The organism is uncultured Acetatifactor sp., from assembly GCF_948601915.1.
Taxonomy (GTDB): Bacteria; Bacillota; Clostridia; order Lachnospirales; family Lachnospiraceae; genus Acetatifactor.
Window position 1 is genome coordinate 1 of sequence record NZ_CAPDXS010000084.1, and the last position, 20,484, is coordinate 20,484.

General features: G+C 58.0%; 20 protein-coding genes, 1 pseudogene and 1 riboswitch. Of the genes and pseudogenes, 16 read left to right on the top strand and 5 right to left on the bottom strand.

All coding sequences use genetic code 11. The features are described 5' to 3' along the window. Positions 1-262: 262 nt before the first annotated feature. The 3 genes and pseudogenes from Q2B33_RS14690 to galE all read left to right on the top strand — a co-directional run. A pseudogene (locus tag Q2B33_RS14690) lies at positions 263-631 on the top strand (carboxylesterase family protein); the annotation flags it as partial. A gap of 201 nt (positions 632-832) precedes the next feature. Then, positions 833-2,065 (top strand): UTP--glucose-1-phosphate uridylyltransferase, encoded by a 1,233-nt coding sequence (locus Q2B33_RS14695; protein ID WP_330684764.1) that lies wholly within the window; start codon positions 833-835, stop codon positions 2,063-2,065. Positions 2,066-2,248: 183 nt separating this feature from the next. After that, the gene (galE, locus tag Q2B33_RS14700) at positions 2,249-3,265 is read left to right on the top strand and encodes a UDP-glucose 4-epimerase GalE (protein WP_296477127.1); all 1,017 of its coding nucleotides are present in this window, start codon (positions 2,249-2,251) and stop codon (positions 3,263-3,265) included. 241 nt (positions 3,266-3,506) lie between these two features. On the opposite strand, the gene Q2B33_RS14705 is transcribed toward galE, so the two are convergent. The 5 genes from Q2B33_RS14705 to Q2B33_RS14725 all read right to left on the bottom strand — a co-directional run bounded on the left by Q2B33_RS14705 (position 3,507) and on the right by Q2B33_RS14725 (position 7,662). Next, a complete protein-coding gene (locus tag Q2B33_RS14705) occupies positions 3,507-4,355 on the bottom strand; it encodes a hypothetical protein (RefSeq protein ID WP_296477125.1) in 849 nt (282 codons plus the stop codon). Between the two features lie 95 nt (positions 4,356-4,450). After that, positions 4,451-5,848 (bottom strand): cell wall metabolism sensor histidine kinase WalK, encoded by a 1,398-nt coding sequence (locus Q2B33_RS14710; RefSeq protein WP_300567637.1) that lies wholly within the window; start codon positions 5,846-5,848, stop codon positions 4,451-4,453. Continuing rightward, positions 5,845-6,498, bottom strand: a complete 654-nt coding sequence (locus Q2B33_RS14715) for a response regulator transcription factor (protein ID WP_300567640.1) — start codon at positions 6,496-6,498, stop codon at positions 5,845-5,847. Before Q2B33_RS14715 ends, Q2B33_RS14710 begins: the two co-directional genes overlap by 4 nt. Before the next feature lie 95 nt (positions 6,499-6,593). Next, positions 6,594-7,244, bottom strand: coding sequence for a hemolysin III family protein (locus Q2B33_RS14720; protein ID WP_296477121.1), 651 nt, complete (start codon positions 7,242-7,244; stop codon positions 6,594-6,596). Between the two features lie 151 nt (positions 7,245-7,395). Then, complete coding sequence (locus tag Q2B33_RS14725; protein ID WP_296477119.1) at positions 7,396-7,662, bottom strand: hypothetical protein; 267 nt, start codon at positions 7,660-7,662, stop codon at positions 7,396-7,398. Between the two features lie 351 nt (positions 7,663-8,013). Here Q2B33_RS14725 and Q2B33_RS14730 point away from each other — a divergent pair, with 351 nt between their 5' ends. The 13 genes from Q2B33_RS14730 to Q2B33_RS14790 all read left to right on the top strand — a co-directional run bounded on the left by Q2B33_RS14730 (position 8,014) and on the right by Q2B33_RS14790 (position 20,052). Further along, positions 8,014-8,658 (top strand): GTP pyrophosphokinase family protein, encoded by a 645-nt coding sequence (locus tag Q2B33_RS14730; RefSeq protein ID WP_300567645.1) that lies wholly within the window; start codon positions 8,014-8,016, stop codon positions 8,656-8,658. A gap of 51 nt (positions 8,659-8,709) precedes the next feature. Beyond that, positions 8,710-9,507: a hypothetical protein gene (locus Q2B33_RS14735; protein WP_296463909.1), complete on the top strand. Its 798-nt coding sequence runs from the start codon at positions 8,710-8,712 to the stop codon at positions 9,505-9,507. A 31-nt stretch (positions 9,508-9,538) separates the two neighbouring features. Further along, the gene (locus tag Q2B33_RS14740) at positions 9,539-10,102 is read left to right on the top strand and encodes a flavin reductase family protein (protein ID WP_296463910.1); all 564 of its coding nucleotides are present in this window, start codon (positions 9,539-9,541) and stop codon (positions 10,100-10,102) included. A gap of 22 nt (positions 10,103-10,124) precedes the next feature. Next, positions 10,125-11,723, top strand: coding sequence for an O-antigen ligase family protein (locus Q2B33_RS14745; RefSeq protein ID WP_300783961.1), 1,599 nt, complete (start codon positions 10,125-10,127; stop codon positions 11,721-11,723). Between the two features lie 87 nt (positions 11,724-11,810). Continuing rightward, positions 11,811-13,385: a M23 family metallopeptidase gene (locus tag Q2B33_RS14750; RefSeq protein WP_300567658.1), complete on the top strand. Its 1,575-nt coding sequence runs from the start codon at positions 11,811-11,813 to the stop codon at positions 13,383-13,385. A gap of 106 nt (positions 13,386-13,491) precedes the next feature. After that, positions 13,492-14,787, top strand: a complete 1,296-nt coding sequence (gene murA / locus Q2B33_RS14755) for a UDP-N-acetylglucosamine 1-carboxyvinyltransferase (protein WP_296463913.1) — start codon at positions 13,492-13,494, stop codon at positions 14,785-14,787. A 134-nt stretch (positions 14,788-14,921) separates the two neighbouring features. Continuing rightward, on the top strand, positions 14,922-15,932 hold the full coding sequence (locus tag Q2B33_RS14760; RefSeq protein ID WP_300788238.1) for a transglutaminase-like domain-containing protein: 1,011 nt from the start codon (positions 14,922-14,924) through the stop codon (positions 15,930-15,932). 91 nt (positions 15,933-16,023) lie between these two features. Continuing rightward, positions 16,024-17,067 (top strand): type II secretion system F family protein, encoded by a 1,044-nt coding sequence (locus Q2B33_RS14765; RefSeq protein WP_300783963.1) that lies wholly within the window; start codon positions 16,024-16,026, stop codon positions 17,065-17,067. Between the two features lie 45 nt (positions 17,068-17,112). After that, positions 17,113-17,448, top strand: a complete 336-nt coding sequence (locus Q2B33_RS14770) for a hypothetical protein (protein WP_300567668.1) — start codon at positions 17,113-17,115, stop codon at positions 17,446-17,448. A gap of 20 nt (positions 17,449-17,468) precedes the next feature. After that, on the top strand, positions 17,469-17,939 hold the full coding sequence (locus Q2B33_RS14775) for a DUF4860 domain-containing protein (RefSeq protein ID WP_300567671.1): 471 nt from the start codon (positions 17,469-17,471) through the stop codon (positions 17,937-17,939). After that, positions 17,932-18,474, top strand: coding sequence for a hypothetical protein (locus Q2B33_RS14780; RefSeq protein ID WP_300785479.1), 543 nt, complete (start codon positions 17,932-17,934; stop codon positions 18,472-18,474). The genes Q2B33_RS14775 and Q2B33_RS14780 overlap by 8 nt, the downstream gene beginning before the upstream one ends. 21 nt (positions 18,475-18,495) lie before the next feature. Next, complete coding sequence (locus Q2B33_RS14785; RefSeq protein WP_300774381.1) at positions 18,496-18,897, top strand: hypothetical protein; 402 nt, start codon at positions 18,496-18,498, stop codon at positions 18,895-18,897. Positions 18,898-18,933: 36 nt separating this feature from the next. Beyond that, a complete protein-coding gene (locus Q2B33_RS14790) occupies positions 18,934-20,052 on the top strand; it encodes a type IV pilus twitching motility protein PilT (protein ID WP_296463925.1) in 1,119 nt (372 codons plus the stop codon). A 123-nt stretch (positions 20,053-20,175) separates the two neighbouring features. Further along, positions 20,176-20,276, top strand: a riboswitch (SAM riboswitch). Positions 20,277-20,484: the final 208 nt, after the last annotated feature.

A 20,484-nucleotide genomic window follows, 5' to 3' on the forward strand; every position in this document is an offset into this window, starting at 1 on the left:
AGATATGAGGAATCAGACATTGAAAGAAGGAATGATAAATGTTGCAAAGAAAATGCTGGAAGATGGGACAATAACGCTTGAAAAGATTGCGGAATTTGTTGGCCTTTCAGTTGATGAAGTGAGAAAACTGAAAACAGACCAGAATATGTAAAGGGCACTAATGAGCCAGGAATCTAAAAAACAGGTTCCTGGCTCTATTTTTTTGCCCTGAAATGTAAATTTTCTGTGAAATTGATTAAAAAGTCCTTTACAAAACGTCACTGGGGATGCCTTCAATTCTTTCCTGAGCGGCAGCCGGGGTTTCTGCGAACTGCGCTCCGGGGCAGGGCAGCGCGTCTATTACGGCATTTTCGACCATGACATACCGGGGGACGATGCGGGTTCTTTCCATGGCTCCGAGCTGTGGTTTATGTTCGACTCCCTGGGCAACAGTTGGAGGCCTTTTGAGGGAAAGCATTATGACCTGGCCCGGCAGGTGACCTCCTACTGGACGAATTTTGTGAAGAATCTGGATCCCAACGGCAGGGACTATAACGGAAATCCGCTGCCGGAGTGTCCGATTCTGGATTTCAGGCTCGCTTTCGGGAAAGAAGTTTTTGCGGACGGACGTGCGCAGGAATCCGCCCGATAAGCCGTGCAGGTGCAGCGTCCGGACAGGGTACGGACGCTGTTTCTCTGATGCCTGAAGATAGGCTCCCTTTCTGCCTGTTTGGAAATTTCTCGAAAATTATGGCCATGATGTCTATGGAAAAACGGGGATATATGGTACAATATCTTTATTCGAGACATGGAGATGCCGTATGGCAGCCATAAAAAGAAAGGAAGAGGAAAAATGAGCATCACATTGGCACAGGCAAAGGAGAAACTGAAAAAGTACGGTCAGGAGCATGTCCTGAAATACTACGACGAGCTGTCCGCGGCCGGACAGGCGGCGCTGCTGGAGCAGATAGGGGGCTCCGACATGGACATCCTGGACTCCTGCAAGCATCAGGAGGAGCTGCTGGAGCGGGGCGTCATCACTCCCCTTGCGGCCATGGAGCTTCCGGAGATCGAGGCCAACCGGGAATCCTTCACCGCCACCGGAATCGAAGCCATCCGGGCGGGCAAGGTGGCCGCGGTGCTGCTGGCAGGAGGCATGGGCACCAGGCTTGGCTCGGACGACCCCAAGGGCGTGTATAACATCGGCATCACCAGGGAACTCTATATATTCCAATGCCTGGTGAACAACCTGACGGAGGTGGTGCGCCAGGCGGACACATGGATCCATCTCTTCGTGATGACCAGCGACAAGAACCATGAGGCCACCGTGAAGTTCCTGACGGAGCACGAATTTTTCGGCTACAGCGCGGAATACGTGCATTTCTTCCAGCAGAAGATGGCCCTGGCGGTGGACTATGACGGAAAGGTATATATGGAGGAGAAGGGCAAGATGGCCAGCTCCCCCAACGGCAACGGCGGCTGGTTCGTCTCCATGGAGGACACGGGGCTGGTGGATCTGATTCACAGGGAGGGCATAGAGTGGCTCAATGCCTTCGCGGTGGACAATGTGCTCCAGAGGATCTGCGATCCCTGCTTCGTGGGCGCTACGATCCAGAGGGAATGCGTGGCAGGGGCCAAGGTGGTGGGCAAGGTCACGCCGGACGAGAAGGTGGGGGCCATCTGCTTGGAGGACGGCAGGCCCTCCATCGTGGAATACTATGACATGACCCAGGAGCTGATGGACGCCAAAGACGCCCAGGGCAAGCCCGCCTACCACTTCGGCGTCATCCTGAACTACCTGTTCAATGTGGAGGAGCTGGAGCGGATCGTGTCCCAGAGCCTGCCCCTGCATGTGGTGGAGAAGAAGATTCCCTATCTGGACGAGGTCGGTGAGCTGGTGAAGCCCCAGGCCCCCAACGGCTATAAATTCGAGAACCTGATCCTGGACATGATCCACCAGACGGGGAGCTGCCTGCCCTTCGAGGTGGTGCGGGAGAAGGAGTTCGCCCCCATCAAGAACAAGACCGGCATCGACTCCGTGGAGAGCGCCAGGGAGCTGCTGCGGCAAAACGGCGTGACCCTGTAGCATACCTGAGGCGCCCGGGCGGCGGGAGAGGGTATCATATAACATTTCGACAGATTCTCTAAACATATGAATATTGAGAAAAACGGCTTTTTAGGGTAATCTGGAAATGTAAAGAAAACAAATCACAATAAGCGCGGCAAGCCGGGGGACAGCCTGCGGGGCCCGTGCGGAAAAGAGGATGCTATGAAGATTTTGGTGACAGGCGGCGCCGGGTTCATCGGCAGCCACACAGTGGTAGAGCTGCAGCAGGCAGATTACGAAGTGGTGGTACTGGACAATCTGAGCAATTCCAGTGAGAAATCCATGGAAAGGGTGGAGGCGATCACCGGGAAGAAAGTCCCCTTCTACAAGGCTGACATCCTTGACAGGGAGGCCCTGGAGGAGATCTTCTCCAAGGAGGATATCGGCGCGGTCATCCACTTCGCGGGCCTGAAGGCAGTGGGCGAATCCGTGCAGAAGCCCTGGGAATACTACGAGAACAACATCGCGGGCACACTGACGCTGGTGGACGTCATGAGGAAGCACAATGTGAAGAACATCATCTTCTCCTCCAGCGCCACCGTGTACGGCAACCCCGCGGAGATCCCCATCACGGAGGCCTGCCCCAAGGGAGAGTGCACCAACCCCTACGGCTGGACCAAGTCCATGCTGGAGCAAATCCTCTCCGACATCCAGAAGGCGGACAATGAGTGGAACGTGATCCTGCTGCGCTACTTCAATCCCATCGGGGCCCACAAGAGCGGCACCATGGGCGAGAACCCCAATGGCATCCCCAACAACCTGATGCCCTATATCACCCAGGTGGCAGTGGGAAAGCTTCCCCAGCTGGGGGTCTTCGGGGACGATTACGACACCCCTGACGGCACGGGCGTGCGCGACTACATCCATGTGGTGGACTTGGCCGTAGGCCATGTAAAAGCCCTGAAGAAGATTGAGGAGAAGGCCGGACTGAAGATCTACAACCTGGGCACAGGCACCGGCTACAGCGTGCTGGATCTGGTGAAGAACTTCGAGGCCGCCACAGGGGTGAAGGTGCCCTATGCGATCAAGCCCAGGCGGGCCGGGGACATCGCAGCCTGCTATGCGGACGCGAAGCTTGCCAGGGAAGAGCTTGGCTGGACTGCCGAGAGGGGCATCAAGGAGATGTGCGAGGATTCCTGGAGATGGCAGAAGAACAATCCCAACGGATACGAGGGCTGATTCCCTATTGCTTTAAGGTAATAATGGAATGAAAAACAGAAAACAGGGGAGACACCGGCGTAAAACCGGTGCCTCCCCTGGCGTTTGCGCGCTGCCTCCTGCATGGCCTTCCACAGGAATCTCACAAGACCCCACAGGGCCTATGCTCAGAGCTACTACATTGATGCAGTCACGCGTCTGTGGATGCTCCGGAGCAATTGATTCGCCAGTCCGGCGCGCCTGCAGATGCTCCGGCATGTCCTCAGAAAGAGGAAGAGGAATATTCTTCGGTTATTTCGGTTATGCCCTCGCCTGTCACATCCTTCGGAACCGCCTCCCGGATCTTCCGCGAGGTGTCCGTAATGAGCCCCAGGAAGGACTGGTCATAACGGGAAAAGCCGATGCAGAGGACTTCGCCTTTCTCTCCGATGACATCCAGGGAGATGACAGGATCGTTTCCGGAGTATCCCTGGCAGTTGTATTCCACCCGGTCTATGCCGCCGTCCATGAGCCCGCTTGTCCGGACCTTCTCTTCGGCAAGGGCGGCATATGCGCTATAGTCCTTCTCCAGGGCGCTGTCCGGCTCAAGGGAGGGGGAGGCGTCCAGATGCCTGCTGTGGTCGATGCTGAAAAGCTCTCCGGTCACTGCGTCTATCAAGTAGTTCCACCTTGTGCTCTCAGGGGTCTGGGCCTCTTCAAAAAGCACGTCCGCGGCCCAGAAAGCCCGGGGAAAGGTCACTGTGCCCGGACTGTACATCATGTAGACATAGGCGCCCTCCAGATCCAGCCCGTACAGGCTCTCCAGATACTGTGCGCCCTTTTGGGCGGCTTCTTCCATGGTCAGGTCCAGCTCCGTGGGCGTCCCGGTATTGAGGCGGTCCATGCTCACATGGTAATCCGCTTCCTTCCGGTTCTCCTTTTTGGCTTCAGCCTCCGGCTGCCCGGCCGCGGACACCTGGCTGGCGGACACCTGGTAGCTGGTGGGGACTGTCTCCACCGTCCCGGCGCTGGCCGCCATGGCCGTCTCGGCCGCTGCGCTGAAGAGGAATGCGCCTGCGCCGATGATGGCGAATGTTGCTGCAGTGAGTTTCAGGAAGTTTTTTTGTCTCATAGTGATGCTCCTTTCTTGTTTTGATAGATATACTATAAGACCCCGCTATATCAAAACAATCACGAAGTTTTTATGGAGTTGTAAAAGTTTCCCTGTCATCCTCTGAAAAAACGGAGCCTTGCCGTGGTGCCCTCACCCTTCCGGGAGGAGAAGGTCAGCTCTGCCTGATGGAGCTGCGCGATTCCCTCGCAGATAGAAAGCCCCAGCCCCGTGCCGCCCAGGGCCCGGCTGCGGCCTTTGTCCACACGGTAGAAGGCTTCTTTTATGTGGGACAACTGCTCCGGCTCCATGCCGATGCCATGGTCTTCCACTTCTATTATGATATCGGCCCCTTCCGGACGGGCCCTGACGCGCACTTCGCTTTCCGGCGGGCTGGCCTTCAGGGCATTGTCTATCAGGTTATTGAGCAGGATCGACAGCTGGTCCATGTTCCCTCTCAGCAGGAGGGACCGGGGCATGGCATAGGACAGCCTTATCCCTTTCTCCGCCGCCCTGACGTGCATGACCTTTTCGGATCCTGCGAACAGTTCGGCTACATCGCAGTCTTCCTCCTCCGGCGCGCTGTTCCGCAGCAGGGCCATGTCCAGGAGCTGATAGGCCATGCTCTGGAGGCGGCTGCACTCCGACATGATGAACTGGGTGCATTCGTAGCGGTCTTCTTCCGGAACGGAAGCTTTTTGGAGGTATTCCGCATATCCGTAGATTGCCGTCAGGGGAATCCGCAGCTCATGGGAGAAATTGTCGATGAATTGCTGTTTCTGTCGGGCAATGTCCTGGAGCTGCAGGATCTGGGCCTCCACCTGCTGGGCCATGAGATTGAAATTGTGGGCCACGCTGGCCACCTCGTCCTTTCCCTGGACCGGAAGCCTGCTCTTGTAATTTCCCTCCGCTATCCTGGCGGAAGCGCTTGAAATCTGGGCCAGAGGGCGGAAGAGGAGGTTCAGGAACTGAAAAAGGAAGAACGCCATGACGGGCATCACCAGGGCCCCTGCCAGAAAGAGGATGTTCTTCGTATGGCGCCAGGTAGAGACGGCCTCATCCAGGTTCCCCATGTACAGGAGCCCATAGTCCTGCCACGGGGCCGGAAAGCTGCCATAGACCAACAGCACAGGGGGAGTCCCGTCCTCCAGGCAGACCAGCCGCTCCTGCCCATGGCCTGTGTCCGGCGGAGGGTTCGGAACTTCCCGGGGCAGGGCGCTTCTGTAGATCCATTCTCCGGAGAAGGCCACAGCCAGCCCGTCCTCCCTTCCCTGGAGGTAGTGGGTGTAAGTGCGCATCAGCCTGTCCATGCTTTCCGCCGCGGGGATCCCCCGCTGTTCCAGGGCCTGCATGTCCCCGATCAGGGACGACGCGATCACATAATGCTCTGCCAGGCATCTCTCCCGGACAGCGGAAAGCTTGCTGTTCAGGATGACAAGCGAGGCGATTAGGATCATGGAGTTGAGAAATATCAGAAATAGGATCAGCACCGCGAAGAAAGTCCGTTTTTTCATTCCGGAACCTCCAGCCGGTATCCCAGCTTGTACACGGTCTTGATGTAATCTTCCAGGTGCAGCTTGTGGCGCAGCCTCTGTATGTGGACGTCCACGGTGCGGGTGCCTCCCTCGAAATCATATCCCCACACCATGTCCAGAAGCTTCTCCCTGGACAGGGCGATGTTCCGGTTCCGGATCAGCACCCTCAGCAGCTCGTATTCCTTGGGCGTGCATTCGATGACCGTTCCTTCCAGGAAAACCTGATGCCTGTGGAAATCGCATCTCATGGAGCCCAACGTGAAGTCCGTCTCCTCCTTCTTCGTCCGCCGCAGCACGGTCTCCACCCTGGCCGCCAGCTCCAGCATCTGGAAGGGCTTGGTCAGATAATCGTCAGCCCCCATGGCCAGCCCTTTCAGTTTGTCGGACAGCTCGCTCTTGGCCGTCAGGAAGATGGCCGGCGTCCCACCGGCCCTTTCGAACACCTGATAGCCGTCCAGCCCGGGCAGCATGATGTCCAGCACGATCAGGTCGAATGACCCGCTTTCCAGCAGGCTGACCGCGGTCGGCCCGTCGAAAGCCTGGGTGCAGCGATGCCCCGTCAGGCACAGGTTCCTCCGTATCAGTTCATTGATGGAAAACTCATCCTCTACGATCAGTATGTCAGCCAATTTCGTCCCCCCTTACAACAGGAATCTTTTGCAATAGTATATCACGGCAATGTTTCCAAGTTGTAAAGGGCTGTCGGCGATTTTCCAGGCTTCTTTCAGGCCACATAACAGTACATAAAGATGAAATGGCACAGGCTCCCTGCCATCACGAACAGATGGAACACCTCGTGGGAGCCGAACTCCCTGTGCCTGGAATTGAACAGGGGGAGCTTCAGGGCGTAGATGACCCCGCCCACGGTATAGATGATGCCACCTGCCAGCAGCCACAGGAAGGCCGCCGTGGACAGGGTGTCGAAGAGCCTGCCGAACACCAGCACGCAGACCCAGCCCATGGCGATGTAGATCGCCGAGGAGAACCATTTGGGACAGGTGATCCAGAAGGCCTTGACCAGCATCCCCGCCAGGGCGATGCCCCAGACCAGAGCCAACAAGGTATATCCCAGCTCCCCGCCCAGCACGATCAGGCAGACCGGCGTATAGGATCCGGCAATCAGCACGAAGATCATCATATGGTCCAGCTTGCGGAAGATGCGCAGATACCGCCCGGTCAGATTCACCGAGTGGTAAGTGGCGCTGGCGCCGTAGAGCAGTATCATGCTGGCCATGAAGATGGCCATGGCGATGAAATGCTCCCCTCCTGAGGACACGCCCGCCTTTACCAGCAGCGGCACCGCGGCGAATACCGCCAGCATCATGCCGATGAAATGGGTGATTGCGCTTCCGGGTTCTCTGATTGTGATCTGCATATGGATACCTCCTGACTTCGTTTTTACGGATATAAATATTATCTGCCATAGATGCAAAAACTATGATAAGATTATTGGAAATCTATAACATAGTTTTCAAAACCATATCTTGATATATCATATTATACTCAGTCAGGGAGAAATGTCAACCTCAATCTTCCTCGATTACCTGGATTTCCAGATAATCGAAATCCACGCCGTCCACGAAATTGTCCTGGGTGAACCTGGCCTTGCCCAGGCGCTTGAAATCCGCTATGGTCTTGTCCAGCCAGATCGGCCTGGAGAGGTCGAACTGATAGCACACCTCGTCCAGCGCCCGGAAGACCTTGTGGGTGCGGGTATCCGCGCTGCCGTCCGCGATGCAGGTATCCTGCAGCATGTGGTTGTCCTTGAAAGTCCTTGCCCATAAACGAAACATCTTATTCCCCTTTCCATATGTAGGATCTCCCTGTCCGGCAGTCCTGCCGCGGGATGCCTCTATGGTAATTATGGTAATTGATTTCCGGTTTAAAAGCAACCATATATTTCGCGGCATATTTTTGAGGGAATGGCCATATATATGAAAGGTACGGCATTTGTCGGCCGGATGGACAGTTTTTGAAAAAAGGATAAATTTTTTGTGAATCATATATATTTGTATTGGAATCTATGGTATACTATCCTTAATTGTGGCAGGAAACGGCCGGACAGTGGCGAACGACATGGGAGACTGCAGACCTGGTATGCGAGACATGTGACGGAAGAAACAGACCCGGAAAAAGGAGTGGACATGGAATTGAAGGAAGACAATGGAGACGGAGTTGACAGCTGGAAAGAAGTGACTCTGATTTACAATGCCGCGCTGAAGATGATGGAGACCAAGATGGAAATACTCAACGATGAGTTCCAGCATGTCCATCGCTACAATCCCATCGAACATATCAAGGCCCGCATCAAGACTCCGGAGAGCATCGTGAAAAAGCTGAAGCGGGACGGGCATGAATCCACCATTGACAACATGGTGAAATATGTGAACGACATAGCGGGCATCCGCATCATCTGTTCCTTTACCTCCGACATCTACCGCATCGTGGACATGATCAGCGAGCAGCGGGACATCAAGGTCATAGGGGTAAAGGATTACATCACTTTCCCGAAAGCCAGCGGGTACAAAAGCTATCATATGATTGTGACGGTGCCAGTATATCTGTCGGACCGGACAGTGGATACGAAGGTGGAAATCCAGATTAGGACGGTAGCCATGGATTTCTGGGCCAGCCTGGAGCACAAGATCCACTACAAGTTCGAGGGGGACGTGCCGGAGAACATCAAGAACGAGCTGGTGGAATGCGCCAGGATGGTGTCGGATCTGGACATCCGGATGCTGAAGCTGAACGAGGAGATACTGGCGATTACCAGGGAACGGGGAAGATAGGATTTTCGGAAGGTACAACTGTCCGCTGTGGACAGGTCAGGAGGAAGACAGATGGATATGTTTATGGACAAGCTGGCACAGAAGCTGACAGCGCAGGATATCATCAAGGCCAATACCGCGGCGGACGTGGAGGAGCTAAACAGGCTGAAGAACCAGATAGCCGAATACAACGAGTGCCTGGTGAAGCTGCAGAAGCTGATAGACGACGGAGCCGCAAGGCTGTCCGGCATGAGGGCGGAGGAGAGCGGGACGGCCCGGGCCCTGGAGGAGAGCGCGGATAAGGCAGAGGCCCTGCGGCAGAGCGTGGAAGGGCTGGGGAGACAGATAGCGCAGCAGCAGGAGCGGCTGGAGGGCACGGAGAAGGCCGTGGCGGGGAAGGTGGACTCCCTGGCCGGGTATGCGGGAGAGAAGCTGGAGGCTTTGTCCGGGACTACGGAGAGCCGGCTGGAAGCCCTGCGGGACCGGACGGAGGCCCTTGCAGGGACCCTGGAAGAGAAGCTGGAGGCCCAGGCCGCGGCCACGGAGGCCCTGAACGCTTCCGTTGGGGAGAAGATAGACCAGTTGTGCGGCCAGCTTGAGGCCCAGGCCAGCGGCGGCCTGACGGAGCGGCTGGACACGGTGGAGGAGAACGTGCACAAGGAGTGCGTGAAGGTATACCGCAACGTGCAGGCCGTGATGGTGGAGGAGAGCGGCAGGCAGGGAGAGGCGCTGGCCCAGGCAAAGGCGGACGTGGCGGGCGTCAGGGGGAAGCTGGGCGCCGTGCTGGGCGTCTCCGTGGCGGCCATGGTGATTTCCCTTGCGGGCCTGGTGCTCCAGATACTGGACGGACTGAACATCAAGCTGTTCTGAGACGGACAGGCCAGGGGGAAAGCGGAGGCATATGGAGAAAGAGATTTGGAAGCCCGGAAACATGCTGTATCCTTTGCCGGCAGTCATGGTGAGCGTGACCGATCCGGGCGGAAGGCACAATATCATCACGATCGCCTGGGCGGGAACGGTCTGTACCAATCCGCCCATGGTCAGCATATCCGTCCGCCCGGAGCGGCATTCCTTTCGGATCCTGCAGGAGACAGGGGAATTCGTCATCAACCTGACCACCAGGGAGCTGGTGTACGCCACGGACTACTGCGGCGTGAAGAGCGGCAGGGACGTGGACAAATTCAGGGAGCTGGGACTGACGGCGCTGCCAGCCCGGGAAGTGAGGGCGCCTCTGATTGGGGAGAGCCCCGTCAATATAGAGTGCAGGGTGCGGACGGTGACGCCCCTTGGCTCCCACCATATGTTCCTGGCCGATGTGGTGGCGGTCCACGCGGACAGGCGATATATGGACGAAAGGAATAAATTCCACCTGGAACAGGCTGACCCAGTGGTCTATTCCCATGGGGTCTATTATGCATGTGGAGAAGCGCTGGGGACATTTGGGTTCAGCGTAAAAAAGGGATGAGACCGCCGTGTGGGAGAGCCGGATGACACAGTTTGCGCAGAGAGTGTTCACAAAGAGAGTTCTGTACCTGATATGCTTCATGGCACTGAACCTGATCGAGTTCCTGAGGGCCACCCAGGCGGGGAACATCTGGAAGGCGGCGGCCAACTGCACGGGGCCGGTGATGATGGTGCTGATCTTCAGCGCCCTGCCCCTCAGGGAGCTGGCAGACCGCTTCAACAGAATCTACGTCCTGCTGTGCGCCGCGGCCATGGTGGCAGTGCATTTCTACTGGACGGCCCACCAGGGGGAGATTCTCTGGGGAGAGGCCCAGACAGCCGTGCTGAACGTGTGCTGGATCGGAATCGCGGTCAGGTATTTCTTCCGCAGGGTCATCGTGGAGAAGGGTTCCGCGGACAGGATACCCTTCCGGCCGGGGCTTACCGGCTGGCTGTGGATCGCCCTTTCCGTGCTGATGATCGCTTCCGTCAGCGAAAGGTGGTGGCCCCTGTGGTTCCTGCTGATGTTCGGCTGCTTCTATCTCACGGAGTTCTCCGGGAAGGACTGGGAGATGCTCTGGGAAGGCATGATAGACGGCACGATTCTGTCCTTTTTTGCCATACAGATCTACGCCTACGGCTTCAGGCCCTATGATGAGCTTCGTTATAAGGGGGCCTTCAGCAATTCCAATATGATGGCGCTCTATTACCTGATCGTCTACCTGATGTGCCTGTTCCGGCTGCACACGCTGGAGATGAGGAAGGGCGACCGGGGATGGAAGCTGCTGTTCCTGACGGGAGCAGGAGGGATGCTTTCCTTCCAGCTGTTCACCATGGGCAGGACGGCATGGGTGGCTTCCTTCGTGGTGACGGTGCTGTATGGAACTGTGGTGATGCGGGGGATCTGGCGGATGTGCTGGCCGCGGATCCTGTGCAGGGGGGCGGGTCTGCTGCTGGCTGCGGCGATGACGTTCCTCCCCGTATACGGCACCATACGGTGGTTCCCTACAATCCTGCACCATCCGGTCTGGTATGAGGGGGAATATTCGGTGGCAAGGGTGCATTCCTTCGATTCGCCGTTCTCGGAAAAGTATGTGGAGCTGGACGAATTCATGGAGGCCCTGCTGGGCAGGATCCTCCACACCCTGAATCTCGTGCAGCGGGGCGATCCCCTGGTGTTGCGGGCCCACGCCGCCGTGGACATGGAGAATCTGGAGCAGGTGGACCTGGTGGAGACGACGTGGACGGAGGACGTGGCGCTGCGCACCAGGCTTACAATTTATAAGACATACTGGGACAATCTGAACTGGTTCGGACACGGGCTGGATCAGGGCTACTACCTGATCGGGGAGGAGGCCTATATGTCCAGGCATGCCCAGAACCTGTGGCTGCAGATGGCGTACACCTACGGAATCCCGGCGGGCGTCCTGTCCGTGGTCCTGTCCGTGGCGGTGCTGTGGGTGCAGGGGAGGGGCATGATGCGCCGCAGGGAGGATCCCTATGCCGTCATCCCCTTCTTTGTCTGCGTGGCCTATCTGGTGTTCGGCGTGATGGAGATTGTGTGGAACCCGGGGCAGCTGATCATGTTCCTCGTCTTCTTCGTACAGCATGGCACTGCACGAAAAAGCGGCTGCATAGTATAATATGTCCCCCAAAGGGACACCCTACAGACAGGGCATACTGTCAAATAAGCAAAAATAAAAAGCAAAAGTGGAAGATTTGGGAAAACTATGGAAAAGAAGAAAAGCAATCATAAAAGATACAGATTTACATATATTAAAGCTACGGTAGGCACTCTCTTCCTGGGACTGCTCTTCCTCAAGGGCTACACGCCTTTCGAGGAGACGGGAGAGAATTTTTTCCATATCCAGGTGAACGGACAGGATGTGGGAACCCTGGGGGAGAAGGAGAGGATCGACGAGCTCCTGCTCCAGGCCAGGAAGAACGTGGCCTCCGGCAGCGACGAGCTGGTATTCATGAAAGCGGACATGGTAGTGGTGGGAGAGCAGGTCCTCTGGGGAGAGGTGGACAGGGAAGAGGATGTGGCCGCCCGGATGGAGGAGGCCCTGCGGGCCAGCGTCCAGGAGACCCTGCACCGCTCCTACACCCTGAAGGTGGACGAGTATACCATCAACCTGGCCAGCCTGGAGGACGTGCAGAAGCTCCTTCAGGCCGCCATCGATAAATACGGCAATGACGGGAAGTTCACGATCGCGCTGAAGAACGACGAGAACCGGGAATTCAGCATGCTCACAGCCCAGGTGGAGTCGGCCAGGGCCCAGGAGGATCAGGAGTGGCTTGCCTATACCCAGGCCGGCGTGCAGGCCGTGTTCTCGGATATCACCGGGGAGCAGACGGCTGACCGGAAGGAGAGCTTCGAGGATTACGAGCTGGGGATCCGGAGCATGGATTTCGCGGAGGACGTGGAGATTGTGGAGACCTATCTCCCGGAGAGCCAGTTGACGGACCTGGAGCAGGCCATCAATCTGGTGATCATGGAGCAGGAGACCCCCAGCGTGTACGAGGTGGCACAGGGGGACACCCTGTCGGAGATCGCCATCAAGGTGAACATCCCCATGGACACCATCGTGGAGATGAACGATGCCCTGGAGGACGTGACGTCCACGCTGCAGATCGGCCAGGAACTGCTGATCACAGTGCCGGAGCCGGAGCTGTCCGTGGCCAGGGTGGAGGAGGAATATTACGAGGAGATCTATGACGCGGACATCGAATATATCGAGAACGACGCCTGGTATACCAACCAGACAGTGGTGCACCAGAAGCCGTCTGCGGGATACCGCAAGGTAGTGGCCGATGTATCGTATCTGAACGACAAGGAGATCGGCCGGGAGATCCTTATGCAGGAAATCGTCATGGAGGCTGTGCCGAAGATCGTGGAGCGGGGGACCAGGATCCCGCCTACCTACGTCAGGCCCATCTCCGGAGGAGTCCAGACCTCGGGCTTCGGAAGGAGGTCCGCGCCTACCAGGGGAGCCAGCTCCTACCACAAGGGAATCGACTGGGCCACGCCTACGGGCACCCCTGTCTACGCATCCTGCGGCGGCACGGTGGCCAAGGCCGGCTGGGGAAGCGGCTACGGCTATGTAGTCTATATCAACCATGAGGACGGAAGGCAGACCCGCTACGCGCATCTGAGCAAGGTGCTGGTCAGCGCGGGCCAGACCGTGAAGCAGGGAGACCGGATCGCCCTGAGCGGGAACACGGGCATCAGCACAGGCCCCCATCTGCACTTTGAGATGCTGATAAACGGTACGCAGGTGAATCCGCTGGATTATCTGGATTGAGGAACCGGAATGCATGTTCTGTTTACAAACGAGGGAAAATGTGGTAAGATAGGCTTTGTTTGAAAATGGCAGGATAAAAACTTGACCTTGGACAGGGGACAATCAAATGGAACAATACGTAATCAAAGGCGGGAATCCGCTGGTGGGCGATGTGGAGATAGCGGGCGCGAAGAACGCGGCGCTTCCTGTCTTCGCGGCAGCAGCCATGACGGATGAGACTGTGTATATAGACAACATTCCGGATGTGCGCGATATGGACGTGATGCTGGAGGCTATGGCCAGCACGGGCGTCACGGTGAAGCGCATCAACCGGCACAAGGTTCTGATCAACGCGGGGAATATCCACAATCTCACAGTGGAACATGAGGGATGTAAGAAAATCAGAGGCTCCTATTACCTCCTGGGGGCATTTCTGGGAAAGTATAAGCAGGCGGAGGTGGTCCTACCCGGAGGCTGCGACATCGGCAGCCGGGCGGTGGACCAGCACATCAAGGGCTTCCGGGCCCTGGGCGCGGAAGTGATCATCGAGCACGGGCTGATCAAGGCCAGGGCAGAACGGCTGCGGGGCAGCCATATCTATATGGACAAGGTCAGCGTGGGGGCTACGATCAATGTGATGATGGCCGCCACCATGGCGGAGGGCCTGACCATCATCGAGAACTGCGCCAAGGAGCCCCATGTGGTGGACGTGGCGAATTTCCTGAACAGCTGCGGCGCCAATATCAAGGGGGCCGGTACGGATGTGATCAGGATCCGGGGCGTGGAACGGCTCCATGGCACGGAGTATGCCATCATCCCCGATCAGATCGAGGCGGGCACCTTTATGTTCGCCGCGGCGGTCACCAAGGGGGACGTGACCGTGAAGAACGTCATCCCAAAGCACCTGGAATCGGTGACGGCCAAGCTCCTGGAGATTGGATGCGAGGTGGAGGAGGCGGACGACTGTATCCGTGTGGTAGCCGCCAAGCCCCTGGCCCATACACAGGTCAGGACCCTGCCCTATCCGGGCTTCCCCACGGATATGCAGCCCCAGATGACGGTGGCCCTGGCCCTGGCGAAAGGGACCAGCATCGTGACCGAGAGCGTATTTGAGAACCGGTTCAAATATGTGGACGAACTGGTCAGGATGGGTGGCGACGTGAAGGTAGAGGGAGGAGACACGGCCATCATCGACGGCGTGGAGAAATATACGGGAGCCAGCATCACTGTGCCGGACCTCCGGGGCGGAGCTGCATTGGTGATTGCGGCGCTGGCGGCGGAGGGCTGCAGCATCGTTGACAATATCAAGTATATTCAGCGGGGCTATGAGGATTTCCACATCAAGCTGCAGAACCTGGGGGCGCAGATCGAGATGGTGGAGACGGACAAGGATGTCCAGAAATTCAGGCTCAAGGTGGGCTGAGGGCCAGGCTTTGTCCGGCCAGATCATAGAGGATAGGAACGGGTCTTGTCATTGGGTGATAAGGCCTTTTTGGATCATAGCCAAAGTATGGAGAGGCGGTGAGATCTATGCGGCGCAGCGCACGTCAATGCCTTATGCCGGCAATGCTGCTGTCACTGTTCGTGGGCGGATGCGGCGGCCCTGCCGCACCGGAGGAATCGTCAATAGGAAGCGCGCCGCCGGAGAGCACGTCCCAGGTCTCCCTGGTGGTGGAGAATCCGGAGTACGAGGCGGCTCCCAAGGCCTCCGGGGCCTCGGATGAGGAAGGGGCCGGAGACAAGGCGGATTTTACGCCCTATCAGGCTCCTGCGTTCGCGGATTCCGCCTTTCATGCGGAGCACGCCCAGGGAGACGGGCAGGTGCAGGTGGATCTGGAGCATGCGAACGAGGGCTACATAGGGGTTTCCGGCCAGTCTGACACCCGCCTCAAGCTCCAGGTGTTCATCGGGGAGATGGAGTACCGGTATAATGTGCCCGCGGACGGTACGCCGGTGATATTTCCCCTTCAGGAGGGGGACGGCACTTATACCATCAAGGCCATGGAGAATGTGGAAGGCACGAAATACAGGCCCCTCTTTACGCTGGACTGTCAGGTGAAGCTGGACGATGAGTTCCAGCCCTTCCTGCGCCCCAGCGCCTACGTGGACTACAGCCAGGACTCGGAATGCGTGAAGCTGGCGGCCGAGCTGGCATCCCAGGAGGAGGACGCGCTGGGAGTGGTGGGGGCGGTGTTCGACTATATCTGCGAAAATGTGGTCTATGACAAGGAGAAGGCCCAGGCGGTGCAGACCACAACGGGCTACATGCCAGTGCTGGACGATACGCTGCGGACGGGGAAGGGCATCTGCTTCGACTATGCCTCCCTTGTGGCCGGGATGCTGCGCAGTCAGGGAATCCCTACCAAGATGGTCTTCGGCGATGTGTCGCCGGACGATATCTACCATGCCTGGAACATGTTCTATACGGAGGAGACCGGCTGGGTGACGGTGAAGTATGAGGTGAAGGCGGGCAGCTGGAACAGGCTGGACCTGACCTTTTCGGCCAACGGCGCGGACAGCTCCTTCATCGGGGACGGCGGGAATTATCTGGATGAGCTTTACTATTGAAGATTCGGATCTGGAATCATGGATCCGGAAGCAAGGATTGGGATATGGGGCGGTCGGCGCGACCGGTGACCGCCGCAGAAGGAGGGGCGCTATGAGACGTGGGAAACTGGACAGTCTGGGAGTCAGTGCATTCTGTGAGAGCATGGCCATGATGGTGCAGTCCGGAATCCAGATGGACGAGGCCGTGGCATTGCTGAGATCCGGCAGCGGCCAGGGAGGCCCTTTGGAAGAAGGACTTGTAATCATGCAGGCGGAGACGGAGGCCGGCAAGGGGCTGTCCGCCGCCATGGAGGCCACGGGGCTCTTCCCGGAGTATTGCCTGCGGATGGTCCTGGCGGGGGAGAAGGCAGGGCGGCTGGAGGATGTGCTGTTCCAGCTCGCGCGCTACTATGAAGACCAGAAGGCCATGACCGGAAAGCTACAAAGTGCCGTCCTCTATCCGGTGGCCATGCTGGGGCTGATCATCATCGTGCTGATCGTCATGCTGGCCATGGTGCTGCCGGCCTTTACGGATGTGTACGACAGCCTGACGGGAAGCCTGACGGCTTCTGCCTACGGATATGTGAGATGGGCCTATGCCCTCTGCTGGGCGGCATTGGCCGTGATGGCGGCGTTGGCTGTGATACTGGCGTTGGGGTTCGCTCTGTGGAATGCCGGAAAACGGAATTCCGTGGAAAAAATCCTCCACAGGATTCCGGTCTGCGCATCCATCCTGGACAGCCTGGGGATGTTCCGCTTCACGGCGGCGCTGTCCACCTTCCTGGCCAGCGGTGAGATCCAGGACATCGCGGTGGCGGAGAGCAGGAAGATGGCTTCCTGCAGGCCCGTGGAGGAGAGGATTGACCGCTGCGTCAGCCGGATGGAGCAGGGGCACGGCATCGCCCAGGCGGCATATGACGAGCGCCTGTTCGAGCCTGTCTACGGAAGGATGCTCCTGGCAGGGGAGCGCAGCGGCAGCCTGGAATCGGTGCTGCGCAAGCTCACAGGACTGCTGGCGGATCACTGTACGGATTTGGTGGACCGTCTGGTGGGCATCGTGGATCCGGTGCTGTCCGGCGTCCTGATGCTGGCGGTAGGATTGTCTTTGCTCAGCGTCATGCTGCCTCTGATCGGCATGATGAACTCCATGGGATAGGCCCGGGCAGGACGGATTGGATACATAGTCTCGGGAGGTGGAGAGATGTACGTGGATAAGAGAAGGAAGAGATGGCCCGCACTGGCGCTGGCAGCGGCGGGGCTTCTCATGGCTGTCTGCGTGTGGCGCATGGTGCTGCCTGTATCCGGCAGGGACATGGACGGGGAGAGCGTCAGGGCCATGAAGGCCGCGGTGGAGCGCTGCGCCCTGCAGTGCTACGTGGTGGAGGGGGCGTTCCCTCCCAGCCTCGAGTATCTGGTGGAGAATTACGGGCTCCAGATCAACGAGAAGGAGTTCTATGTGAGCTATGACATTTTTGCGTCCAATGTGCCGCCTGCGGTGAAGGTGATCAGCAGAAGACAGGGGGAAGCCGGGTTTTAGGGAGAGAGGAGGCATGGCCTGTGAGACGGAGTGGCGGTTTGGCCGGAATCTATACGATGGCGGTGGCCGGAGTGTTTCTGGCAGGATTTTTCCTGACGGTGGTTTTCGGCGCGCAGACCTACCGGGAGATTGCCGAGGGCCAGAGCCGGAACAATGAGGCCAGGGCCCTGCTCTCCTATATCTCCACCTGCGTCAGGATGAACGATACGCCGGGGGCGGTGCGGGTGTCCCGGGAGGAGGGGGAGCCTGTGCTGGTGATCGCGGACGGCCAGAGCGGATATGCCATCCGCATCTACCGGTATGGGGACAGCCTGGTGGAGGATTACGGGGAGGCGGACGGTGCCTTATACCCGGACATGGCCCAGGTCATCGGAGAGACGGAGGAATTCCGGATCGAGGAGCTGGAGAACGGCGCTTACGCTGTAGTCACGGATGCGGGCAGGGTGCTGTTCGGTTTAAGGAGCGAGAAGGGGGTGGCCGCGGATGATTGAGGATGGCGGCAGAACCGGAGGGAAGCGAACAGGGAGCCGTGGGACGGCTTTTTATATAGAAGCGCTGCTTCTGGCTGCGGTGTTCACGGTGGTGATACTGACGCTGACCAGGGTGTTCGCCTGGTCGGGACAGCGGGGAAGGGATGCGGCGCTGCTGACGGGAGCGGTGCACCTGGCGGAGAACGGAGCGGAGGCAGTGGCGGCATCCCGCAGCCTGGAGGAGGTGCGGGAGCTGCTGGAGGAGGACGGGAACGGGGAGATGCTTGCGCAGGCTGACGGACAGGGCGCTGCGGATGCCGGATTCCCTACCCTGCGGATGCATTATGACGATGACCTGAACCCTGCGCCGGAGGGGACGGTCTGGATGGACATCCAGTGGATACCGGCCTCCGGACAGGACGGGGACGGGGCCTCCCCGGAGGAGGGGCTTGTGAAAAGCGTCATCACCGTGAGCCGGGCGGGGGCACAGGAGCCGGTCTACAGGCTGGAGACAGAGGTGTTCACAGGCCTGGACTTGAGCCGCGACGGATTTTAGGACAGGACAAGGAGGAGGGCTATGAGGCATATACCGATTAAGCTGGGGCCGCTGGCGATGCTGCTGACGGTAATCAGCGTCTGCATGACCACCCTCGGCATCCTTGCGTTTGCCACGGCCCGGGCGGACTGGAACATGGCACAGAAATATGCCGATACGATACAGACCAGATACGCGCTGGAGGCGGAAGGGCAGCGTTTCCTGCAGACCGCCGCCCGGGCCCTCCGGGAGGGAAATGCGCCGGAGGAGCTTGAAAGCGCGGAGAGGGACGATGCGGGCACTGTCTGGAGGACCTTCCAGGAGGGAGAGTTCATGCTGAAGGTAGGAATCGTCAGCGAAGGCGGGCAGCTGCGGGTGGTGAGCTGGAGGATGCAGAAGGAATGGGAGCCGGAGGGGGATCTGAACCTATGGCTGGACGACTGATGTGACAAAAAGTAAAGCGGAAGGGCAGGTATAGCTATGAAATTACAGGAGATTCTGGAGCTGGCAGTGCGGGACGAGGATGTGGCGGACATCTTCCTGGTAGCCGGACTACCGGTTGCAATGAAACGGAATGGCGTACAGACACGGATGGACATGGCTCCGCTGATGCCAAAGGATATCGGAGAGCTGGTGGAGGAGATCTACGCGGAGGCAAAGAGGACCAAAGTCAGGCTGGAGGCCGGGGAGGACGACGATTTCTCCCTCTCCATGTCCAGGCGGGAGAATTTCCCCGGGGGGCGCTTCCGTGTCAATGTGTTCCGCCAGAGAGGATCCCTTGCGGCTGTCATCCGCGTCATCCGCTTTGAACTGCCGGATCCCCGGAAGCTGGGGATACCGGAGGACATCCTGGCCCTGACGGACGATTCCCAGGGCAGGAACAATAAGAACGGCGGCCTGGTGCTGGTGACCGGGGCCGCGGGCACGGGCAAGACCACCACCCTGGCCTGTATGATCGACCGGATCAACAACAGCCGGGACTGCCATATCATCACCATGGAAGACCCCATCGAGTACATCCACAGGCACAAGAAGGCGATCGTGACCCAGAGGGAGATTTCCATCGACACGCCGGGATACTTAAGCGCCCTGCGCTCCGCCCTGCGGGAGAGCCCGGACGTGATTCTGCTAGGAGAGATGCGGGATTACGATACCATCTCCGCTGCGCTGATTGCCGCCGAGACAGGCGTGCTGGTGTTCAGCACCCTGCACACCAACAGCGCTGCGGACACCATCAACCGCATCGTGGACGTGTTCCCGGAGAAGGAGCAGGCCAGGACCCAGTTGGCACAGGTCTTGAAGGCCGTGGTCTGCCAGCAGCTGGTCCCCTCCACCATGGAGGACGGGGAGGGCAATCAGATACGGATTCCGGTCTTCGAGGTGATGAAGTCCACGGACGCCATCCAGAACATGATTCGGGAGAACAAGGTGAACCAGCTTGGGGCTGTCATGCAGGCCGGCGTGAACGAGGGCATGTGCACCATGGACGGGAATCTCCTGCGGCTGTGCCGGGAGGGGAGGATTACCAAGTCCACGGCGCTGAAATTCCGCACCCATTACGGATACGAGTACATGGAGAAGAGGCTTGGGGAGAACTGATTGTCAATTGACCGCCAGGATAAAAATTCCTGTTGACAAAGGGATTGATTCGTAGTAAAGTATAGGACGGATAGAGGATAGCAGAGGACAGCAAGGCATATCCTCCACAATTTCATATGATTTCTCTTATTCAGAGTCGGTGGAGATACATAGGATCGATGAAGCCGCGGCAACCCCATTGAGGAAGGTGCCCACCTGAGCGAGTGTTTTTCGAACAATAAGAGGATTTGACATCGACAGATTAGAGTCCGCTCATTATGGAAGAAAGGCATTCCATGATAAGCGGACTTTTTTGCTGGGATATCTTGACAGGCCTTTGCGCAGAATGGAGCTGTGCAAGGAGGCAGAAAGGAGAGGATATGGAAGAAAAGCATTCCATGGAAGAAAAGCATTCCATGGAAGAAAAGCATTCCATGGAAGAAAAGCATTCCA

Bases quoted from the DNA above. Each gene is read 5' to 3' on its own strand.
- Q2B33_RS14780 (WP_300785479.1), top strand. From the start codon at position 17,932: ATGATTGAGGATGGCGGCAGAACCGGAGGGAAGCGAACAGGGAGCCGT.
- galE (WP_296477127.1), top strand. From the start codon at position 2,249: ATGAAGATTTTGGTGACAGGCGGCGCCGGGTTCATCGGCAGCCACACA.
- Q2B33_RS14760 (WP_300788238.1), top strand. From the start codon at position 14,922: ATGCCGGCAATGCTGCTGTCACTGTTCGTGGGCGGATGCGGCGGCCCT.
- Q2B33_RS14740 (WP_296463910.1), top strand. From the start codon at position 9,539: ATGGAGAAAGAGATTTGGAAGCCCGGAAACATGCTGTATCCTTTGCCG.
- Q2B33_RS14695 (WP_330684764.1), top strand. From the start codon at position 833: ATGAGCATCACATTGGCACAGGCAAAGGAGAAACTGAAAAAGTACGGT.
- Q2B33_RS14790 (WP_296463925.1), top strand. From the start codon at position 18,934: ATGAAATTACAGGAGATTCTGGAGCTGGCAGTGCGGGACGAGGATGTG.
- Q2B33_RS14770 (WP_300567668.1), top strand. From the start codon at position 17,113: ATGTACGTGGATAAGAGAAGGAAGAGATGGCCCGCACTGGCGCTGGCA.
- Q2B33_RS14750 (WP_300567658.1), top strand. From the start codon at position 11,811: ATGGAAAAGAAGAAAAGCAATCATAAAAGATACAGATTTACATATATT.
- Q2B33_RS14705 (WP_296477125.1), bottom strand. From the start codon at position 4,355: ATGAGACAAAAAAACTTCCTGAAACTCACTGCAGCAACATTCGCCATC.
- Q2B33_RS14710 (WP_300567637.1), bottom strand. From the start codon at position 5,848: ATGAAAAAACGGACTTTCTTCGCGGTGCTGATCCTATTTCTGATATTT.
- Q2B33_RS14735 (WP_296463909.1), top strand. From the start codon at position 8,710: ATGGATATGTTTATGGACAAGCTGGCACAGAAGCTGACAGCGCAGGAT.
- Q2B33_RS14745 (WP_300783961.1), top strand. From the start codon at position 10,125: ATGACACAGTTTGCGCAGAGAGTGTTCACAAAGAGAGTTCTGTACCTG.
- Q2B33_RS14720 (WP_296477121.1), bottom strand. From the start codon at position 7,244: ATGCAGATCACAATCAGAGAACCCGGAAGCGCAATCACCCATTTCATC.
- Q2B33_RS14765 (WP_300783963.1), top strand. From the start codon at position 16,024: ATGAGACGTGGGAAACTGGACAGTCTGGGAGTCAGTGCATTCTGTGAG.
- Q2B33_RS14725 (WP_296477119.1), bottom strand. From the start codon at position 7,662: ATGTTTCGTTTATGGGCAAGGACTTTCAAGGACAACCACATGCTGCAG.
- murA (WP_296463913.1), top strand. From the start codon at position 13,492: ATGGAACAATACGTAATCAAAGGCGGGAATCCGCTGGTGGGCGATGTG.
- Q2B33_RS14785 (WP_300774381.1), top strand. From the start codon at position 18,496: ATGAGGCATATACCGATTAAGCTGGGGCCGCTGGCGATGCTGCTGACG.
- Q2B33_RS14730 (WP_300567645.1), top strand. From the start codon at position 8,014: ATGGAATTGAAGGAAGACAATGGAGACGGAGTTGACAGCTGGAAAGAA.